This is a genomic window from Mesorhizobium sp. BHscii (assembly GCF_053848065.1).
Window position 1 is genome coordinate 155611 of sequence record NZ_JBSPKW010000010.1, and the last position, 19266, is coordinate 174876.

Annotated in this window: 20 protein-coding genes and 1 pseudogene; 7 read left to right on the top strand and 14 right to left on the bottom strand. The window is 61.9% G+C overall.

Features of this window, described 5'->3' with window-relative positions; translation table 11 throughout:
- The first annotated feature begins 4 nt into the window (after positions 1-4).
- Positions 5-361 (top strand): DUF488 domain-containing protein, encoded by a 357-nt coding sequence (locus tag ACWTU7_RS16200; protein WP_127209595.1) that lies wholly within the window; start codon positions 5-7, stop codon positions 359-361.
- Positions 362-410: 49 nt separating this feature from the next.
- On the opposite strand, the gene ACWTU7_RS16205 is transcribed toward ACWTU7_RS16200, so the two are convergent.
- The 5 genes from ACWTU7_RS16205 to ACWTU7_RS16225 form a co-directional block, all read right to left on the bottom strand.
- A complete protein-coding gene (locus tag ACWTU7_RS16205; protein ID WP_455839067.1) occupies positions 411-1478 on the bottom strand; it encodes an ABC transporter ATP-binding protein in 1068 nt (355 codons plus the stop codon).
- 31 nt (positions 1479-1509) lie between these two features.
- Positions 1510-2235, bottom strand: coding sequence for an SDR family oxidoreductase (locus tag ACWTU7_RS16210; protein WP_065010114.1), 726 nt, complete (start codon positions 2233-2235; stop codon positions 1510-1512).
- A 64-nt stretch (positions 2236-2299) separates the two neighbouring features.
- Positions 2300-3805 (bottom strand): ABC transporter substrate-binding protein, encoded by a 1506-nt coding sequence (locus tag ACWTU7_RS16215; RefSeq protein WP_029355472.1) that lies wholly within the window; start codon positions 3803-3805, stop codon positions 2300-2302.
- A 59-nt stretch (positions 3806-3864) separates the two neighbouring features.
- Positions 3865-4737 (bottom strand): carbohydrate ABC transporter permease, encoded by an 873-nt coding sequence (locus ACWTU7_RS16220; protein ID WP_029355470.1) that lies wholly within the window; start codon positions 4735-4737, stop codon positions 3865-3867.
- A 1-nt stretch (position 4738) separates the two neighbouring features.
- Positions 4739-5626, bottom strand: a complete 888-nt coding sequence (locus ACWTU7_RS16225) for a carbohydrate ABC transporter permease (RefSeq protein WP_029355468.1) — start codon at positions 5624-5626, stop codon at positions 4739-4741.
- Between the two features lie 155 nt (positions 5627-5781).
- On the opposite strand from ACWTU7_RS16225, the gene ACWTU7_RS16230 reads away from it, so the two are divergent.
- The gene (locus ACWTU7_RS16230) at positions 5782-6702 is read left to right on the top strand and encodes a sugar-binding transcriptional regulator (protein ID WP_455839066.1); all 921 of its coding nucleotides are present in this window, start codon (positions 5782-5784) and stop codon (positions 6700-6702) included.
- A gap of 182 nt (positions 6703-6884) precedes the next feature.
- Here ACWTU7_RS16230 and ACWTU7_RS16235 read toward each other — a convergent pair whose 3' ends face one another.
- Together ACWTU7_RS16235 and ACWTU7_RS16240 are read right to left on the bottom strand one after the other, a co-directional pair.
- Entirely contained in the window at positions 6885-7694 is an 810-nt protein-coding gene (locus ACWTU7_RS16235; protein WP_455839164.1) for an HAD family hydrolase, read from the bottom strand.
- Positions 7695-7698: 4 nt separating this feature from the next.
- Positions 7699-9027, bottom strand: a complete 1329-nt coding sequence (locus tag ACWTU7_RS16240; protein WP_455839065.1) for a sn-glycerol-1-phosphate dehydrogenase — start codon at positions 9025-9027, stop codon at positions 7699-7701.
- A gap of 140 nt (positions 9028-9167) precedes the next feature.
- Here ACWTU7_RS16240 and ACWTU7_RS16245 point away from each other — a divergent pair, with 140 nt between their 5' ends.
- Entirely contained in the window at positions 9168-10151 is a 984-nt protein-coding gene (locus ACWTU7_RS16245; RefSeq protein WP_065010108.1) for a sugar-binding transcriptional regulator, read from the top strand.
- A gap of 54 nt (positions 10152-10205) precedes the next feature.
- Positions 10206-11702 carry a xylulokinase gene (locus ACWTU7_RS16250; RefSeq protein ID WP_455839064.1) on the top strand — a complete coding sequence of 499 codons (1497 nt, stop codon included), beginning with the start codon at positions 10206-10208 and terminating at the stop codon, positions 11700-11702.
- Positions 11703-11756: 54 nt separating this feature from the next.
- Here ACWTU7_RS16250 and ACWTU7_RS16255 read toward each other — a convergent pair whose 3' ends face one another.
- Positions 11757-12113: an ArsC family reductase gene (locus ACWTU7_RS16255; protein ID WP_455839063.1), complete on the bottom strand. Its 357-nt coding sequence runs from the start codon at positions 12111-12113 to the stop codon at positions 11757-11759.
- Between the two features lie 176 nt (positions 12114-12289).
- Between ACWTU7_RS16255 and ACWTU7_RS16260 the strand changes: the two genes are divergently transcribed.
- The 3 genes from ACWTU7_RS16260 to ACWTU7_RS16270 are packed head-to-tail and all read left to right on the top strand — an operon-like array spanning position 12290 to position 13437.
- Positions 12290-12655 (top strand): ArsR/SmtB family transcription factor, encoded by a 366-nt coding sequence (locus ACWTU7_RS16260; protein WP_455839062.1) that lies wholly within the window; start codon positions 12290-12292, stop codon positions 12653-12655.
- Complete coding sequence (locus ACWTU7_RS16265) at positions 12652-13137, top strand: SRPBCC family protein (protein ID WP_287350477.1); 486 nt, start codon at positions 12652-12654, stop codon at positions 13135-13137. Before ACWTU7_RS16260 ends, ACWTU7_RS16265 begins: the two co-directional genes overlap by 4 nt.
- 9 nt (positions 13138-13146) lie before the next feature.
- Complete coding sequence (locus ACWTU7_RS16270) at positions 13147-13437, top strand: hypothetical protein (RefSeq protein WP_455846526.1); 291 nt, start codon at positions 13147-13149, stop codon at positions 13435-13437.
- Positions 13438-13647: 210 nt separating this feature from the next.
- Here the strand turns inward: ACWTU7_RS16270 and ACWTU7_RS16275 are convergent, their stop codons facing one another.
- From ACWTU7_RS16275 to ACWTU7_RS16300, 6 genes and pseudogenes are all read right to left on the bottom strand, one after another.
- Positions 13648-14625 carry a 2-dehydropantoate 2-reductase gene (locus ACWTU7_RS16275; protein ID WP_455839163.1) on the bottom strand — a complete coding sequence of 326 codons (978 nt, stop codon included), beginning with the start codon at positions 14623-14625 and terminating at the stop codon, positions 13648-13650.
- Positions 14626-14627: 2 nt separating this feature from the next.
- Positions 14628-16167 (bottom strand): annotated as a pseudogene (locus ACWTU7_RS16280) (acyl--CoA ligase).
- Positions 16160-16858, bottom strand: a complete 699-nt coding sequence (locus ACWTU7_RS16285) for a fumarylacetoacetate hydrolase family protein (RefSeq protein WP_095518234.1) — start codon at positions 16856-16858, stop codon at positions 16160-16162. Before ACWTU7_RS16285 ends, ACWTU7_RS16280 begins: the two are co-directional and overlap by 8 nt.
- A gap of 2 nt (positions 16859-16860) precedes the next feature.
- Positions 16861-17616, bottom strand: coding sequence for an ABC transporter permease (locus ACWTU7_RS16290; protein ID WP_065010101.1), 756 nt, complete (start codon positions 17614-17616; stop codon positions 16861-16863).
- Between the two features lie 6 nt (positions 17617-17622).
- Complete coding sequence (locus tag ACWTU7_RS16295; RefSeq protein ID WP_236369910.1) at positions 17623-18426, bottom strand: ABC transporter ATP-binding protein; 804 nt, start codon at positions 18424-18426, stop codon at positions 17623-17625.
- A gap of 1 nt (position 18427) precedes the next feature.
- Positions 18428-19255, bottom strand: a complete 828-nt coding sequence (locus ACWTU7_RS16300) for an ABC transporter permease (protein ID WP_455839060.1) — start codon at positions 19253-19255, stop codon at positions 18428-18430.
- Positions 19256-19266 lie beyond the last annotated feature (11 nt).

Below are 19266 nucleotides of genomic sequence, written 5' to 3' on the forward strand. Positions count from 1 at the left end.
GGCAATGAAACTCGATATCAAGGTCAAGCGCATCTACGAGCCGCCCTCGCCTGGCGACGGCCAGCGGGTGCTCATAGACCGCGTATGGCCGCGCGGCGTCCGCAAAGAAGACGCCGCGCTGACGCTATGGCTGAAGACCGTCGCGCCAAGCGATGAATTGCGCAAATGGTTCGGCCACGAGCCGACGCGCTGGATGGAATTCCAGCAGCGATATCGCGGCGAGCTCGACAGGAACAGCGACGCGGTCGGCCAATTGCGCGCCCTCCTCGACAATGGCCGGGTGACGCTGCTCTACGGCGCCCAGGACGACATGCATAACAACGCAGTGGCCTTGGCTGACTATCTCCGCCTAAAGGGCTGAGCAGCGCGCACGCTGCCGGGTCACATCGACGCCTTTATCGCTGATCTCCTCAGGCGACACGCAGTTCCGTGGCCGCATCGAAGAGGTGCACCTTGCCCGGCAGTACGGCAAGATTGATCGCGGCGCCGGCGTTGCGGCGCTCGTCACGCGGCACCACGGCGACAGCGTCATATCCCGCCACGCGCAAATGGATCTGAACATCCGCGCCGGTCGTTTCGGACAGCACGACCTCGCCCTTGATCTCACCCGCATCCGAAATGCCGAGATCGTGCGGCCGGACGCCCATGATGACCTTTTGGCCTGGCTTCGCCTTGATCTCCGGTGAGAGGCCGATCGACACGCCTTCGGCAACGAAGCGAGGACTGCCGCCCGCGGTCTCGACAGCGCCAGCGATGAAATTCATCGACGGCGAGCCGATGAAATCAGCGACATATTTCGAGTTCGGGCGCTCATAGACCTCGTCGGGCGTGCCGATCTGCATGATCCTGCCGGCGTGCATCAGCACGATCTTGTCAGCCATCGTCATCGCCTCGATCTGGTCATGGGTGACGTAGATCGTGGTCGTGCCGAGACGATTGTGGAGTTGGCGGATTTCCACGCGCATATGCGTGCGCAGCTTCGCGTCGAGATTGGAGAGCGGTTCGTCGAAAAGGAAGACGGCGGCATTCCGCACCATGGCGCGGCCCATGGCGACGCGCTGGCGCTGGCCACCCGACAGTTCCTTGGGATATCGCCCGAGATAGGGCGTGAGATTCAGGATTTCCGCCGCCCATTCGACCTTCTTCCTGATCTCCGCCTTTGGCACTTTCGCCACTTCGAGACTGAAGCCGATATTGTCGAACACCTTCATTGTCGGATAAAGCGCGTAGTTCTGGAACACCATCGCGATATCGCGATCGCGCGGGTGAACGTCATTGACCCGCCTGTCGCCGATCAACAGATCGCCGTTGGTCACGCTCTCGAGCCCTGCTGTCATGCGCAGGAGCGTGGTCTTTCCGCAGCCCGACGGCCCAAGAAGCACGACGAATTCTCGGTCGGCAATGCCGAAGGAGACGTCCTTCATCACCTCGACATGCCCGAAATTCTTGGCGATGTTCCTATATTCTACGGTAGCCATTCGCTCTCTCCAGAAGCCCGGATTCGGGTCGTCAGTATTTCTGCCTTGTCGGCGTGATGACGATTTCCTGCACGAGGGCGTTCTGCGGCATCTGGTAGGTGTGCAGCATAAGGTCAGCCACGTGCTCGGGCCCGATCCCGCCACCGATCTTGAGCTTGTTGGCCTTGTAGTTGGCGAGCGTCTGCGGATCGAGGACGCCGCTCAGAACTTCGGTTTCGATCACCCCGGGCGAAAGCACGACCACGCGGACGTCATAGTCGGAAAGATAGTCGCGCAGCGACTCCGACACGGCGTGAACGAAGAATTTCGTCCCGCAGTAAACCGTATGATCCGGATAGACCTTCCGGCCAGCGATCGAACTCATCATGAACAGCGTTCCATGACGGCGCGCCATCATGCCCGCCATCACGGCGTGGACCGAATTCAGCACGCCCTTCGTGTTGATGTCGATCATCTCGTCCCATTCCTCGGGCGGCTGGCGGCCTATATCGGCAAGACGCGCGATGCCGGCATTGGCAAAGAGCATGTCGACCGGTCCGTATTCGGCTTCCGCCTCCTTCACGGCGGCCGCAATTGCGGCGCGGTCCCGGACGTCGACCTGCCGGGCCATACTGTCAGGCAGGTTCAGCGCCTCCATGCGCTCCAGACGGCGGGCCATCATGAGAACAGGATGGCCGGCGCGCGAAAACACCTTGGCGACCGCTTCGCCGATACCAGAACTGGCTCCTGTCACTGCTACGAGCTGTTTTCCAGCCATTGTTTTTCCTCATGGGAATTGTCGATACCCGGGGTGGCGGCCCAAGGCCGCCACCCCGGAACACTCAGCCCTTGGCGACGAGATCGTCGACCTGGGTTTTCAGGGCGTCGAGCGACTCCTTGGCCGAGCCCGACTGGCCGGCGAAGTATTTGCCCAGCGCAACCGGGATCATATCGCTCGAGAGTTCTGCCCACGCCGGCAGGTCGGGCTCGGATCCCATGTAGTTGGCGATGGTGTCGCGCACGACCGGCAAATGGCGGGTCGTGCCGGCGCCGACACGCGCATTGGCCAGCACGCGCGGATCATCATAGACGCTGGTGCGCGTTGGCCCCGTACCGCCGCCAAGAACGGTTATCAGCGCCTGGGTATCGGCTGAGGTCGCCCACTGCATGAAGATCCAGGCAGCGTCTGGGCTCTTCGAGTATTTCGACACCGCGAGCGAAGAACCGCCCTGGTGACCAACGCCTGGAATTTCGCCGAATCCGGTCTGTTCGACCGTGCGTAGCGTGGCGGCAGGTTTCGGTGGAACCATCGCTTCCATCAGACCGGAGACCTTGGAAGCCTTGGGATCGTCGAAGAACGGGAAGAATTCGCCCCAAGACAGCATCGAGGCGGCGACGCCCTGGCCGACCGACTGGCCCTCGCCATCCCATGTCCAGCCGTCGACGCCGGGCGGCATCGTCGCCTTGAGCTTGTCCCAGTAGGCCATGGCGGCCAAGCCAGCTTCGTCATTGCCGGTGAATTTGCCGTCGGGGCCGAAAATCGAACCGCCATGGCCCCAAAGCCACGCCGTCCAATCGCATTCGAGGCTGTAATGGCCCGATTTCATCTGGCCGCTGGTGCCGTACATGTTCGGGCCCTTGGCGTCGGTGATCGCCGCAGACGCCTTCAGCAAATCGTCCAGCGTGGCGGGAGGCGGCAGCTTGAGCTCGTCCCAGACGTCCTTGCGGTACTGCATGATGAAGATCGGGATGTCATAGGGCACGCCGACCATGCGGTCCTCGTACATGGCGATACCGTCGACGAGCGGCTTCAGGAAGTCGTCGATGTTGTAGTTCGGCATTGCCAGATCAGCGTTCTTGAGCTGCTCGCGCGGATCGAAGACGTCCTGGCTGAAGCTCGCCGCCCAGCTCTGGTCGATATAGTAGAGGTCGTAAGTGCCGAGGCTCGACGCCACGTCGAGCGTCAGCTTCTGCAGCACCTGCTCGAGCGGCAGAACTTCGATCTCGACCTTGATGCCGGTAGCCTCCTCGAAATACTGCTTGAGCTGCGTGGCGATGGCATTCGACGGCGGCGTCGATTCGGTGGCGAGACGAAGGGTCGTTCCGGCAAAGGGCTTGCCGACATCCGAGAGCCACTTGGTGATTTCGGCGCTGGGCTTCAGTTCCTGTTCCTGAGCCGATGCCTGGCTGATGCCGTAGAACGGACGTCGTCCCAGGCCCATGCCGAGCGCGCCGGCGCCGAGTCCGAGAATGCTTGCTGCGCGAAGAAACGAGCGCCGGTCCATCTGTCCGCGAACGAAGCGATCGGTGACAGAGGCAAGATGCGCCTTTCTGATGCTGTCTTTCATTGTCTACTCCTCCGGTTTAATTCGCGATTTTCACAAGGCTGCGAATTCGAGCCTCCCATCTATTGTTTCAACGATCCCATCGTGAGACCGCGCACGAGGTGCTTTTGAACCAATAGAATGAAGATGAAAGCGGGAATGATGGATGCGGCGCCAAGCGCGGCCATGTTGCCCCAAGCGGTGCCGATCGAGGTGACGAAGGTCGACGAGACGACAGGCACGGTCTTGACAGACGTGGTGGTCAGGGTCAGCGCAAACAGGAATTCGGTCCAGCTGAAGATGAAGCAGAGGACCGCCGTGGCGGCGATGCCGCCCTTGGCCATCGGCAGCACGATCCGCCGGAAGATCATGAAGCGGCTGGCGCCATCGACAATGGCGCTCTCGTCGATCTCCGACGGAATGTCGTCGAAGAAGCTCTTCATCAGCAGGACGGCGAGCGGCAGGTTCATCAGCGCGTGGATCAGCACCATGCCGGTATAGGTGTCGATGAGACCGAAATTCTTGTAGATGAAGAACATCGGAACCGCGACCGCGACGGGTGGCATCATGCGCGTCGACAACACCCATCCGACAAAACTGTGCCGGCCGCGGAAGTTCATTCGCGATAGGGCATAGGCGGCAAGCGTGGCGATGGCGACGGCGAGCACGGTCGACAGCGTCGCGATCACGATCGAATCCCAGACGCGGGGCGCCATGTAGAAGTTGCCGCCGCCCGGCGTCACGGTGATGCCGCCGCTGCCCAGCGAAATCCCGAACACCTTCTGGAAATTGTCGAAGGTCGGCGTGAAGGCGATCAGTTTCGGCGGCCGGTTGAAGATGTCATTGCCGTGTTTGAACGCCACCGACGTCCAGTAGTAGATCGGAAAGAAGAAGACTGCGACCACAACCCAGGCGGCGATGGTGCGAAGCATGCGCGTTGAGAAGGAGCCGTTCATTTTACCATCTCACCTTGGCGATACGGATGAAGAGATTGGCAATGACCAGGATGATCACCAGGGTGACGAGACTGAGCGTGGCTCCATAGCCCCATTTTACGAAGCTGAACGTCTGCTGCCATGCATAGAGGGACAGCGAGTAGGTCGACGCTCCCGGCCCGCCGGACGTCATGACGAAAACATAATCGAAGACGCGGAAGAGATCGATGCCGCGGACCAGCACGGCGATCGCGATCACCTTCGACATCATCGGCAGGGTGATGCGCCGGAAAATCTGGAACGACGACGCGCCGTCGATCATCGCGGCCTCGTAAGGCTCCGGCGGCAGCGCCCTGAGACCGGCAAGGAAGATGAGGACCATGAACGGCGTCCACTGCCAGATTTCCGCGACGAGAACGCCGGCTAGCGCGGTCGACGCCGTGGCGAGGATAGGGTTGTTCGGATTGAGCAGGCCGATCGACTGCAGGAGGTAGCTGATCACCCCGAACTGCGGGTCCTCCATCAGCAGATACATCATGCCGACGATGGCCGGCGGGATGACAAGCGTCATTGTCAGGACGCCTCGCAGGAATCCGAAACCGAAGCCGTCGCTGTCGAGGAGCAGCGCGATCGCCATGCCGAGCACCAGTTCAAAGACCAGTGCGATGGCGAAATACGTGAAGGTGATGACGAGCGACTGCCAGAACCGCGTGTCGTTCCAGAGCTGCACCCAGTTTTCCGTTCCGACGAATTCGAGCGCCCGTCGGCGCGGGACGAACTCATGGAAGCTCAGCCAGATGTTGTAGATCAGGGGGTAGACCGTGAAGACAAGCAGGATCGCCACCAGCGGCAGCAGCCAGGGCAGCGGGTGATCCGAAACGACGAAACGTCTGGCTTGGGCAACCCGCACGCGTTCCTCCCGAACCGCTTCGTTTTGCGATGCACAAATGTTCATATCTTGTGCATTTGTTCAAATGCTATATTGTCGTCCTGTCTGTGGCAAGCACTTGTTGGCCGGCTACAGCGGCATTCGGATGGGTGCGCCACCAGCATCGGAGGACCCTCATGACGTCGATCGGTCTCCTGGCACGGGTAGCCCATCAGTATTTCGTGTTGGGCGAAACGCAGCAGGCCATCGCCGAGCGGCTGCAGATCAACCGCACCAAGATCCACAGGTTGCTGGCCGAGGCGAAGGAGCGCGGCATCGTCTCGATCCGCATCAACGCCGGGACGTCCCAGGCGCTCGAAATGGAAGAACAGCTCAGGCGGAAGTACCGGCTCGACATATGCAGCGTCACACCGAACGATACCGGGTCGGAGCTCGGGCTCTCCGAAGTGATCGGCATCTATGCCGCGCAGACCGTCGAGACGCTGCTCAGGGACGACATGACGGTCGCCATGGCGTGGGGCCGAACCATGAGATGGCTCGCCTCCAACATCGAACCGGTGGCCCTCAGGAACGTTACCGTCGTACCGCTTCTCGGCTCTCTGTCGCGCCGGTCGTCGATCGACAAATACGACGCCGCCGCCGTCTTTGCCCAGCGCACCCAGGCCGAATCCTATTATCTCCCCGGACCCATCATCTGCGACAGCCGCGACAGCCGCGAGACGATCCTGCAGCAACCGAGCGCGCGCGAGGTTATCCAGAAGGCACTGAACGCCGACCTTGCGCTGATGAGCGTCGGCGGCACAACCAGCTCGACGCTTCGGAGCGTCGGTTATATGACCGACGAGGAATTCGACGATATCCTCAGAATGAAACCGATCGGGAACTTTCTCGGCTATTTCTTCGACCGGCACGCCGAACTCATCGAGCATCCCGTCAATGAACGCATTGTCGGGGTTTACCCTCTCGACACAATGAACATTCCCAAACGCATCCTTGTTTCCGGCGGAAAGAATAAGGTCGGCATCATGGCCAAGCTCCTGGAAAAGGGATTCTTCACCGGCCTCATCACCGATCAGGAGACGGGGAGTTCGCTCTGACATCCACCGGCCGGGATTGCGGTAGAAACCAAAGGTGCTGTGCGATTTTGCCTGGTGCATTGCGCTCGCTTTCCTCTGAAAGCAGAATGGCATCGAATCTTTCCTAAGCCGTCCCTGGTTCGGTTCCATCGCCTGCAGCATCCTTTGCGTCGTTTGCGGGCGGCACATTTCGCGCCGGCCGATCAGACCACCCCCGACCTCCGGTTTGCCAGGATCATATCGGCAACCTCGACGAAGCCGCGTCCACCCCGCGACCTGGCGACGAAAGCGGGTTCGGCGTCGATTTGTCCCTGGAAGTCCATGACATTCGCGACCCCGAACGAGCTCGGAAAAAAACCGAACATCGGAGCGTCGTTCGGACTGTCTCCGACGAACGCGTAGGCCTGCCTTTCGGCATCGAGATCGGTTCCCAGCCTCTCGCTCGCAAAGCGGCGCGTCATCGACAGCTTGTCGTATCGGCCAAACCAGCCATTCACATGGATCGACGAAATCTTGGCGACAGCGCCGGCTTCCTCGAAAATCTGCTTGATGTGCATGGCGTCGGAGATCGGCAGAGCTGGAACATCTTCGCAAAAGTCGATGGCCAGATCGGCTTCGCGATATTGCTGGTCGGCGGATACGGCCGAACCCGGCACTTCCTGGACAATACGCTTTTCCAAGTCCGTGAGTCTGCGCCTGTTTTCCCGGCGTTCCTCAGCGCTCGCGGCGAAAACCCGGATCATCTTTCGCGTTGCCTGATCATAAGCGAAGTAAAAAGCGCCATTTTCGCCGACCACGCCGGTCACCGGCCAGAACCGGGCAATCATGTCGCACCAGCCTGCCGGTCTCCCGGTAATGGGAGCAACGACAAGGCCCGCCTCGTGCAGACTTTCGAGCGCACGGTAGGCGTCGGCTGGAAGACGACCCTCGGTCGTCAAGGTGTCGTCGATATCGCAGAAGACGCCGCGAATGCGCGACGCAGCTTCGGGTCCGAATTCGGCGAGGTCGCGCATCCCGTCAAGCTTCCCCACGCGCAAAGTCCTCCAGCATTCCTGCATCCGCAGCAATGTCGAGGAACGAGAAGCGATTGCGCATCTCCCGGCAATGAACGACGGCTTCGCGGTAGAAATCGGGCGGCGTGCCCAATTCGGCGGCTGAGATCGGCCCGCCGGTGGATTTCAGCAGGCGCTGCATCTCGTCGACAGGCACCATGAATTGCTTGAGCTCCTGCCTGAGTGTCGGCCAGAGCTCCTGCAGCCGCTCGTTGAATGCGGCGGCGGCATTCTCGCCGAAGGCCTTCTTCTTCAGTTCGTCGAGACATTGTGCGGCGACAGCCGGGCTCATGCGGCGGACCATGTCGTCAGGATCGATCTTCGTCGCCTTCACCACCGGCGGCTTGTCGCTAGCAAGCATTGCTTGCTGCAATCGCGCCATGGTGAGCGAAGCGACGCCGACCTGGGTGCCGTGGAGCGTACCGGGGTGACGCTCGCCGGCGAAGCAGTCTATGTAGTGCGATATCTGATGCTCGCCCATGGAACCGTGATTGGAGACGCCGGTGAAGGAAATTCCGAGGCCGCAGAGCGTCAGCACGCGATAGAGATAGCCATTGGCCTCGATGTCGTGATCGGCAAGCTTTGCCGCACGCTCGTTGAGCGCCGCTTCATCTTTTTCCTGGATGAGAAACGGGACCTGATGGTAGGCAGTGCCAAGCAGACGGTGCGACATCCACCAGTCGATCTGGGCGACCGAGCGGCAAAGGCAGTCACCGAACCCCGCCGCTGACAGATAGGTCGGGGCGGCAGCGGAGACGCCAAGGTCGACGAAAAAGCCTGATGGCGCGTGGGAAGGGAGCGATACCTTCAGGCCGCTTTCAAGTGTGATGGACGCGGTCGTCGATGTGTAGCCGTTCATCGAACCGGCCGTCCCGAACACGCAATAGCGCCGTTCGTTCCTTCCGGTGACGAACTTGCAGAGATCGTTGATCGTGCCGGAACCGACCGCGACCACGGCATCCGCATCCGCGAGTTTGACGGCCAGGCGTTCGACGTTGGCCATGTCGGCATGCGGGTGGTCCAATATCAGGACATCGACAGGGCCGAGCGTCTTCAGTTCGCGCGCAACGCGTTCGCCAAGCGCATCATAGGTCGCGGCATCCGCGACCACGGTGAACCGCTCACCCAGGCCGAGCTCCGAAACGAGATCGGCCGCCCGCCCGTCGAGGCTTTCTTCGATGACGATCCGATCATAAGGCACCACGGCCTTTTTCCCGGTCTCCGGGCTCGTCCAGTTCCCGTCCAAAATGTCGTCGATTAAAGTCGTCCAGGATCCGGCTGCCGGATTCGTCATGGCGTCCTCTTGTGGGGGCAACTCTCTAGTCCAGACACAGGCGCGCTGCGCCATCGAACAATAGTCACCTATCACTGTCTTTTGTCAAGCATCTGCCCGCAACGCTTGACTTCGTTCTGCAAACCTGCGGAAAAAGGGACATGAATGCCAACGCCGACATCGACGTGGTCCGAACATCTGGGCTCTCGGCACTGCCGCCCGAATTCGACAGCGCGGTGGCGTGGGCTGCCTGGCTCTACTATGTCGACCAGCTCAACCAAAGCGATGTGGCCAAGGTCATGAACGTCTCCAGGGCGAGCGTGGTAAACTATCTGCAGGAGGCACGCGAAAGCGGACTTGTCGCCGTGCAGGTCGATCACGACGCTTTTGCCCGCACGTTGACCTCGCGGCGCCTTATGGAAAAATACGGCCTTCGCGGCGCAGCGGTTATCCCCGACCTCGATCCAAACGATGCCGACCGCCGCATCGGCGAAGCGGCAGGACGGTTGCTCGCATCCATGGTCGATCCGGGTGACACGATCGGCGTTGCCTGGGGAAAAACGGTGCTCGCTGCCGCCCGCTCGATTCCACGATTACGGCATGACCGGAACCTCACCGTCGTCCAGCTCTCGGGAAGCTCGATCGGCACCAGCGATTTCTCGCCGGAATTCTGCACCTCGCTGATGGCCAATCGGCTCGGAGCCCGCTGCATCAACCTGCTTGCCCCGGCGATCGTCTCCACCGACGAACTGCACGACGAACTCATGCAGGAGCCGATGCTCGTCAACCAGTTCCGTATGATCCGTGCCGCCGGCAAGGTCATCTTCGGGATCGGCGATATAGGGCCGGAGAGCACCTATGCCCGAGCCGGGATATCGGATGCCGACGCACTTGCAGGTATGATCGAGCAGGGAGCGCTCGGGGTCATCATCGGGCGGTTCATCGACGCTCGAGGCGCCCCTTTCGCTACTCCGCTCGACGGACGCACCGTCGGCATCACGCTCGATGAACTGAAAGCGGTGCCCATCCGTATCTGCGCCGCCGGCGGCGCCCGCAAGATGGGGGCGATCAGGGCTGGGCTCGGCGGCGGATATGCGACACATTTTGTCACCGACATGGCCACCGCGAACATTCTCTTGGAATAACCGGCACTCGACTAACCAGCACTCGGTGGAACTCATCGTCTCGGGAGGACAATCATGGGCAGCAGCGACGGACCCCTTGTCGTCGGCCTCGACAGTTCCACGCAATCCTGCAAGGCGATTGCCTGGAGCCGGGACGGACGAGCCGTGGCGGAAGGCCGCGCGCCGCTCGATCTGATGAAGCCGAGGCCGGACTATGTCGAGCAGGAGGTCACCGACTGGTGGCGGGCCGCAACAGTGGCGCTGCGACAGCTTGTCGGCGCGGTCGATGCGAAACGCATCGCCGGTATCGCGATCTCCAACCAGCGCGAGACCGTTGCCCTCATCGACGGCGCCGGCGAGCCGATCGGACCCGCGAGCCTTTGGCTCGACGAACGCGCCGCCGGGCTGGTCGACCGTTTCGCGGCGGAAGTCGGCCGTGAGCGGCTGCACGCGATCACCGGCAAGCCGATCGATGTGACGCCGGTGGTCTACCGCCTGAAGTGGCTGCGCGAGAACGAACCGAAACGGTTGGACCATGCGAAGAAAATCCTCGACGTGCACGGCTACCTGACGCTGAAACTGACGGGAACGCCGAGTGCGAGCTGGACGAGCGCCGATCCGTTCGGTCTCTTCGACATCTCGCGCAAGGCATGGTCGCAGCCGCTCCTCGATCATCTCGGCATCAAGCCGTCGCAACTTGCCAACGCGGTGCGGTCCGGCACGCGGGTCGGGACCGTCCATGCCGCGGCCGCCGCCACAACAGGGCTAGCCGAAGGAACGCCGGTGATTGCCGCCGGCGGCGATGGCCAATGCGCCGGGCTCGGCGTCAATGCCATGCGCGACGGCGTCGTCTATCTCAATCTCGGAACTGCGATCATCGCGGGAATCTGGTCGCGGGAACCGGTGGTCGGCGCCTTCTGGCGCACCATGACCTCGCCGACAGGCGATGGCTATTTCCTCGAGGCAGTGCAGCGGGCGGGTGTCTATTTCGTCAACTGGTTCGTAGACATGTTTGCCGGCGGACGCTCCGATCCGGCGATCTTCGACCGCCTGGAAAGGGAAGCGGCGGCCGTCCCGATCGGCTCGGACGGACTTCTCGCCGGCACCACCCTGGTCGGTTGCATGGACCCGCATTGGGATCCGAGCGCACGCGCGAGCTTCATCGGCATGCACCCCTCGCACACGCTCGGTCATTTTTATCGTGCGGGGCTAGAGGCGATGACGCTGCAAACCGCCAGGGCTCTCGAAGAGATGCGCAGCCATGGTCTTTCACCGGCGCAAATGGTGGCGATCGGCGGCGGCGCCAACAGCAAACTTTGGACAAAGATGATCGCGGACGCGACCGGGATCTCGATCCATAAGGGTCACAACGCTGAAGCCTCCTCCCTCGGCGCAGCCATTAGCGCAGCGGTTGGCATCGGATGGTTCGAGAGTTTTGCTGAGGCCGCGGACGCCATGACGAGCATCGCCGAGACAATCGAGCCGGACCCACGCAGCCGCGAAGCATGGGACGCGCTGTCGGCCAGGCAGGCCAAGGTCTTCCCCGCGACCCAATTCGCCTGGCGGAATTGAGACCGGCGCGGCAAGCAGGCTCTCGAACTGGAGCGCGAAAAGCGTCCCGTCCCGCTACTTCAACCCGCCCACCGCCTGCTGGTAAACATCAGGCTTGAAGCCGACGAGGATGCGATCGCCAAGTTCGAGGACCGGCCGCTTGATCATCGTCGGGTTGGCCAACATCAGCGCCTTGGCCTTCTTCTCGTCGAGGCTCAGCTTGTCCTTGTCCGACAGTTCGCGAAACGTCGTGCTCGCCTTGTTAAGCAGGATTTCCCAGCCGACTTTGCGGGACCAGCCGTTCAGCTGGTCCGCGTCCAGTCCTTCGACCCTGTAGTCATGAAAGCGGTAGGCGACATCGTGGCTTTCCAGCCAGACACGCGCCTTCTTGATCGTATCGCAATTGGTGATGCCGTACATCGTGATGGTCAAAATTTTGGCCCCTCGGACTGATCGTTCGTCGAATCTGGCGGCACCCTAAACCACCCTTCAGACTTTGTCAGAGACCCCGCAGACATCCTCAGAACTTTTGGGCTTGCCTATACTAAGGAATTCTCCTAAGTGATTTCCGAACCATCTTTGGCCATGCGCAGTGGCGCGAGGAAGACATGACCGTCGCAACAAGCCCCCAGACCTCGAGTCCTAGCGTCCCGCCGATCGACAGCATTTTCCGAGCGCTGGCCGATCCGACGCGGCGGCGCGTGGTCGAGCGGCTGAACCGCAGCCCGGCATCGGTCAGTGAGCTCGCCCAGCCGTTCGAGATGGCTCTGCCCTCCTTCATCGAACATCTCAGGGTTCTGGAAGGCTGCGGGCTGGTGCGTTCCGAAAAGGCCGGCCGCGTCAGGACCTACCGGCTCGCGCCGGAGCCGCTGAAGGTCGCGGAAAATTGGCTGGCCGAGCAGCGCGCACTGTGGGAACGCCGCCTCGACCAGTTCGATGCCTACGTGATGACACTCAAGGAGAAAGACAAATGAGTTCGACCCCGCTTTTCAAACCCGACCCGAAACTCGATCTCGTCCTCGAACGCGTCATCGAAGCGCCGCGCGAGCTTTTGTGGACAGCCTGGACGACGCCCGAGCATGTTCGGCAGTGGTTCACACCGAAGCCGTGGATCGTCACCGATTGCGAGATCGACCTCAGGCCCGGCGGCCTGTTCCGGACCCGCATGCAGTCGCCTGACGGCAAGGAGGTCAACGACCGGCATTGCTGCTACCTCGACATCGTGCCTAACGAGCGGCTGGTGTGGACCGATGCGTTGCTGCCCGGCTATCGGCCGTCAGGGGACCCGTTCATCACAGCGGTCATATCATTGCACCCGGAAGGCAAGGCGACACGCTACATCGCGACCGCCATCCACCGCGATGAAGCCACACGCAAGAACCATGAGGAGATGGGCTTTTTCGATGGCTGGGGCACCGTGGCCGACCAGCTTGCGGCATATGTCAGAACGATTTGAGGCGGAGTAGTGCCTCGACGAGCGGCGGCTGGCTTCTTTGCGATCTCAACGCGCCATTCGGGCGTCCTGTTCTCGGCGCGCTTCTTCCCGCCCTTCGCGACAAGAGCTTTTGGCGGCAGGGTCTTGCTAGATCCGGTGGGGTTAGTCCTCATCCTCACGGAGCAAGCGGTCGAAATTCTCTGGCGGCATCCGCCGCAGCCGTTTGCTGAATTCGGGATCGAAGTGTCGATCATTGGGGTCGAGACCATGTCGGTCACTGGATTTACGGCCTACAGCGGCAACGAACTCAGTTATCTCTGACGCTTTCCGCGCTCGCTTCTGACCAGAATTAAGACGGATGCGCAATTGCTCCGACATGAGGCCTCCGATGTTTTTCGCTAAGCCTATAGGCGCTTTCGCCAATTTTCAAACTACCTGAACCGACGATTCGAGCATCATGACAAAGAGAGAACATGCGAAACGAAAAAATGACCTGGCGAGGATGGTGGGACTGCCTGGCCCGCTCCTGTGTCAATAGCAGCCGCGCTCGATGGCGAGGCGGCGCACCAGCGCCAGCACGTTGTCGATGGCGGGCGTTGGCTGGCCAGTCAACCGGCCGAGTTCCTGAACCGCCGTCACCAGCGCATCGATCTCCATTGGTCGGCCGCGCTCCAGATCCTGCAGCATCGAGGTCTTGTGCTCGCCGACATCGCCGGCCCCCTTGATACGGCGGTCGACATTTATCGGGAAACGCACGCCGAGACTTTCGCCGATCGCCTGCGCCTCCAGCATCATGGTGCGGGCAAGCGTGCGGGTTGCCTCGTCGGCAGCGATTGCCGCAAGCGTGCTGCCGGTCAGCGCGGAAATGGGGTTGAAGGAGAGATTGCCCCAGAGCTTCACCCAGATCTCACTTCGGATGTCGTCGCGAACCGGCACCTGCAGCCCTGCCGCAACCATCTCCGCAGCAAGCCGCGTGACACGTTCGCTCTTCTCGCCCGAGGGCTCGCCGAGCGAAAAGCGTTTTCCCTCGATATGGCGGACCAGGCCGGGCGCATCCACCTCAGCCGCGGGATACACGACCGAGCCGATGACGCGATCCGGCCCAAGCCGATCCCAGATCACTCCACCGGGATCCACAGCTTGCAACCGCGTGCCTTCGAGCGAACCGCCGATCATGTGGAAGTACCACCACGGCACGCCATTCTGCATGGTAACGACAGCCGTCCCCTCGCCCAGCAGCGGCGCGATCTGGTCGAGCGCCGGTGCGAGAGAATGGGCCTTGAGCGCCAGTACGACATAGTCCTGGACGCCTAGCTCCTGCGCTTGCGCGGCGGCCCTGACAGAGGCGACGGATTCATGGCCGTCTTCCATCAGGCGAAGTCCGGCCGCCTTGATCGCATCGAGATGAGCGCCGCGCGCCATGATCGACAGATCGACCCGGCCGGCCATGGCAAGTTTGGCCGCGAGATAGCCGCCGATCGCGCCGGCGCCAAAAATGGTGATCCGCATCATCATCCAGGCCCGGATTTGGCAAGCCGGGGTTTGACAAGACCCAGTTTGGTCGCGAGACCGATGCGCTGCAGCTTGCCCGTCGCGCCCTTCGGGATTTCGTCCAGGATCAGGACAATGCGCGGCACCTTGAAGTCGGCAAGCCGCATCGCGGCAAAGCTGCGGATATCGCCTTCGGTAGCGGCCATGCCCTCGCGCAGCACGATCGCAGCCGCGACCTCCTCCCCGAGCTTGTCGTGTGGCGTGGCGAAAGTGACGACCTGCGCCACCGCCGGATGGTCCATCAGCACGTCATCGACCTCGAGCGGCGAGATCTTCTCGCCGCCGCGGTTGATGATCTCCTTGAGCCGGCCGGTGACGCGCAGATAGCCGTCGCCGTCGAGCACACCCTGGTCGCCGGTATGAAACCAGCCATGCGCGAAGGCAGTGGCATTGGCGTCCGGATTCTTCTCGTAGCCCGCGGTGACATTAGGCCCGCGAATGACGATCTCGCCGGTCTCACCGGGCTTCAGCAATTCCCCGTCCAGCGCCATCACCGCCACTTCCGGTCCGGCGGCGGCGCCGACGCTGCCCGGCTTGCGCAGGCCTGGCGGCAACCGGTTCGAGGCCATCTGGTGGGCGGCCTCGGTCATGCCGTAGGATTCGATCACCGGACAGCCGAAGGTCGCCTCAAGCTCGGCCATCACTTGCGGCGGCAGCGATGCCGAGGACGAGCGGATGAAGCGAAGAGGCGCCGCTGCCAGTGCATCGGCATTGCGTGCCGCCCGAGGCAGGATCGCCTGATGCATGGTCGGCACGGCCGTGTACCAGCTCGGCCGCGCCTCGCTTAGCCAATGGAAGAAGCGCAGCGCGTTGAAGCCCGGCGTGCAGAAGACGCTGCCGCCGGCGGCGAGCGAGGACAGCACCGCCGCGATCAGACCATGGATGTGGAACAGTGAGGCAGCGATCGCCTGATGTCAGGCCGAGCGTCGCGCCGATATGGGCGGCCGAGGCGGCAAGATTGGCATGGCTGAGCGGCACCAGCTTTGGTCGTGACGTGGTGCCTGAAGTGTGCAGCAACAGCGCGATGTCGCCGTCCTCAGCCAGTTCGGGCGCAGCCGGCGGGCCGATCGGTTCGCCTTCGATCCTGAAGCTTCCGGCAGGCGCGTCACGCAGTGCTGCGAGCCTGAGCACCGCTATGCCCAGGCGCTCGGCAACGGCAATCGCCGGGCCGCTTTCGTCTTCGGCAACCAGGATCGCCTTGGCGCCAATGTCGGTCAGGTAGAAGTCAAGCTCGTCGGCCCGGTAGGCGGGGTTGAGCGGCGCCGTGGACGCCGCCGCGGCCACCGCGACAAAGGCAGTCGCCATCTCCGGCCCGTTCGCCAGCACGATGGCCACCCGATCGCCGCGGCCCAGGCCCAGCGCGTGCAGTTGCGCTGCCGTTTCAGAGATCAGGCGGCGCAGTCCGCCATGGGTGAGCGTGATCCTGTCGGGTGCCGAAATCGCCGGCGCATCGTCCGCTCCGACAGCAAGCCGTTCAATGATCGACGCCGCTTCAGACAACGCGAACCTCTAGGTCGCCGACGCCATCGATATGACCGCGAAGAACATCACCGCGAACAACTGCCCCGACGCCCGCCGGCGTGCCGGAAAGAATGATGTCCCCCGGCATCAGCGTGAAGAGCCCCGAGAGATAGCTGATCATTTCCGGAACTTTCCAAATCATCTGGTTGAGATCGCCGGTTTGTTTTCGCTCGCCATTGACGTCCAGCCAAATCGCTCCCTGGGTTGGATGACCGATCGAACTTGCCGGAACCAATGGCGTGCATGGCGCCGATGCCTCGAAGGCCTTGCCGACCTCCCATGGACGGCCCATGTCCTTCGCTTTACCTTGCAGGTCGCGCCGGGTCATGTCGAGACCTACGCCATAACCGAACACGCAGTCCAGAGCCTTTTCGGCCGCGATGTCCGTGCCGCCGCTCTTCAGCGCCACGACCATTTCGATCTCGTGATGAACATCGTTGGAAGCCGGAGGATACGGAAATTCTCCTGTCGTATCGAGGTTGTCGGGATTCTTCTGGAAGAAGAATGGCGGCTCCTTGTTGGGGTCGTGTCCCATCTCGACTGCATGCGCGGCATAGTTCCGTCCGACGCAATAGACCCGGTGCACCGGAAACATCTTGTCAGTTCCCGCCACCGGGATGCTGGGGATTGCGTTCGGTTCGATGACGTAGCTTGAGGTCGTGCCGTGCATGTTCACTGTCTTGCTCCTGCGTAGTATTCGACTTTGGCTTCGGCCCTTTCGATCAGTTCGGCAATCAGCAGGGCGAAGGCAAAAAGGATGATGGTCAGGGCCCAGAATTCGGCCATGCGGAAATTTCGCGAGAAGGTCTCGAACAGCGCGCCGTAGCCGACGATGGCGACGAGCAACTGGCCGATGACGACGCCCTTGACGCCGCGGATGAGGCCGAGGCGGATGCCGGCAAGGATCTCCGGAAGCGCCGCCCACAGGATGATCTTGGTATAAAGGGCCGGACGCGAGGCGCCATAGGAACGCGCCATCTCGATCAGCGACGGCGAGATGTGGCGGACCCCGGCGCGCGTGTCGAGTACAATGATCCAGATCGCAAACAGGAACACCGCCGCAACGATCGTCTGCTCGCCGAAGCCGAACAGGATCATCAGCACCGGGACGATCGCCGAGAGCGGTGCGCTTGAAAAGATATTGACCCACATGCCGAGCAGGTCGTCGGCGATCTTGACACGTCCCATCAGGATGCCCAGAGGCACGCCGATTACGATCGACAGGGCCATGCCCATGGCGAAGGCGCGAAGGGTCGTGACCGTCGCGCTCTGCCAGGACGGGGTCTGCACCAAACCGACCGCTGCAGCCAGCACGTCGCTAAACGGTGGCAGCAGAAAGACAAGGTCCAGCCGGCCGACGATTTCCCATACGACGCACCAGACGAGCAGGGACGCCATCATTGGTACTCGGTAGCCAAACAGGGTCATGACCGGTCACTCCACATACTGCTTCAGCCCCTGCCATATCTCCTCGACCGTATCGAGATAGTGCCTGTCGCGATGGATGCGCTCGGGGTCGCCGGAGCGATCGATTTCCGGTTCAATGATCTGCGACACCCGGCCGGGTCTCGGTGACAGCAAGACGATGCGGTCGGAGATGTAGACTGCCTCCTCGATCGAGTGCGTCACGAAGATGAAGGTCTTGTTCTGGTTGGTGCGCAGTCGGATCAGATCTTCCTGGAACTTCCGCCGATTCTGCTCGTCGACCGCCGAAAACGGTTCATCGAGGAGCAGGACGTCGGCATCGACCGACAAGGCCCGCGCCAGGCCGACGCGTTGGCGCATGCCGCCCGACAACTCGTGCGGGTATTTGTCCTCGAAGCCGGCGAGACCCACCTCAGCTATATAGCGGCGGGCGATCTCCTCACGCTCGGCCTTGTTGGTGCCGCGCAATTCAAGTCCGAAGGCTACATTGCGCGTCACGGTCGCCCAAGGCATCAGCGCAAAGTCCTGGAACACGAAAGCGCGTTCGGGGCCTGGGGCGCTGACGCGCTTGCCGTTGATCGCGACAGTGCCGCCATCGGCCCGTATCAGCCCCGCTATGATCTTCAACAAGGTCGTCTTTCCGCAACCGCTGGGTCCGAGAAGGCTGGTCAGCTTGCCCCTGGGAAAGTCGAGGTCGATGCCGCGCAGCGCCTCGACATTGCCGTAGGTCTTGGAAATTCCTCTCACCTCCACGATTGAATCGATCGGCGCGGGAACCGGCGACGGTCCATTTCGCAATGCGGTCGCGCCCATCTTAAGCACCTCTACTCTCCGGCCTGAAAACACGGACTTCCACCCACTGCAGAAAGACGAGCGTCAGGGTGGAAAGCGCAATGATCGAGGCAATTGTTGCGTACATCTCGGCGTAGTCTGCGCGCGAGCGGTGGAAGGTTATGAGGTCGCCGATGCCGGTCGGGGTGATCAGCAGCTCGGCGAGCACCACGCCAACGAACCCGGCAGCGACGCCGAGGCGCAAACCGGCAAAAATCACTGGACTGGCGTCCGGAAGAATGATCTTGGCGACGGTCTGCCAACGTGTGCCCAGGAATGATCGGCACATGACCAGCAGCGACTCGTTGACGTTGCGCACGGCCTTGTAGGTATTGAGCACGATGACCGGCAGCGCCAGGATCATGACGGCGAGCGTTTTGGCGGTCATGCCTATTCCGTAGACGAAGGTGACCATTGGAATGAAGGCGGCGACAGGTGCTGCCTGAAGCACGATGAACACAGGGATCACCAGCCATTCGCCGGTGCGCCACAGGCCACAGATCGTGCCGAGGCCGACACCCAGGAACGCCGACAGGACAACGCCGAGCAACAGCGGCTGCAGTGTCGAAAGATAGGCAGTTGCCAAGCTGCCGTCGGCGAGCAATCCGAAAAATGCGACGATGGTGTCGGAAAAAGTCGGAAAGGCGAAGCTGACGGGAATACGCCCGGCCACTTCCCAAATTCCCGCGAACAGAGCGATCGACACCAGCCTGAGCAGGATCGGCTGGTCCCAAGATGCGCCCGTTGCGCTTCGAGCCGATGGAGAAGCGAGGCTGGCAGCCTCGCCGTCGGTTCTGATGCTTACGGCCATCCGGCAGGCCG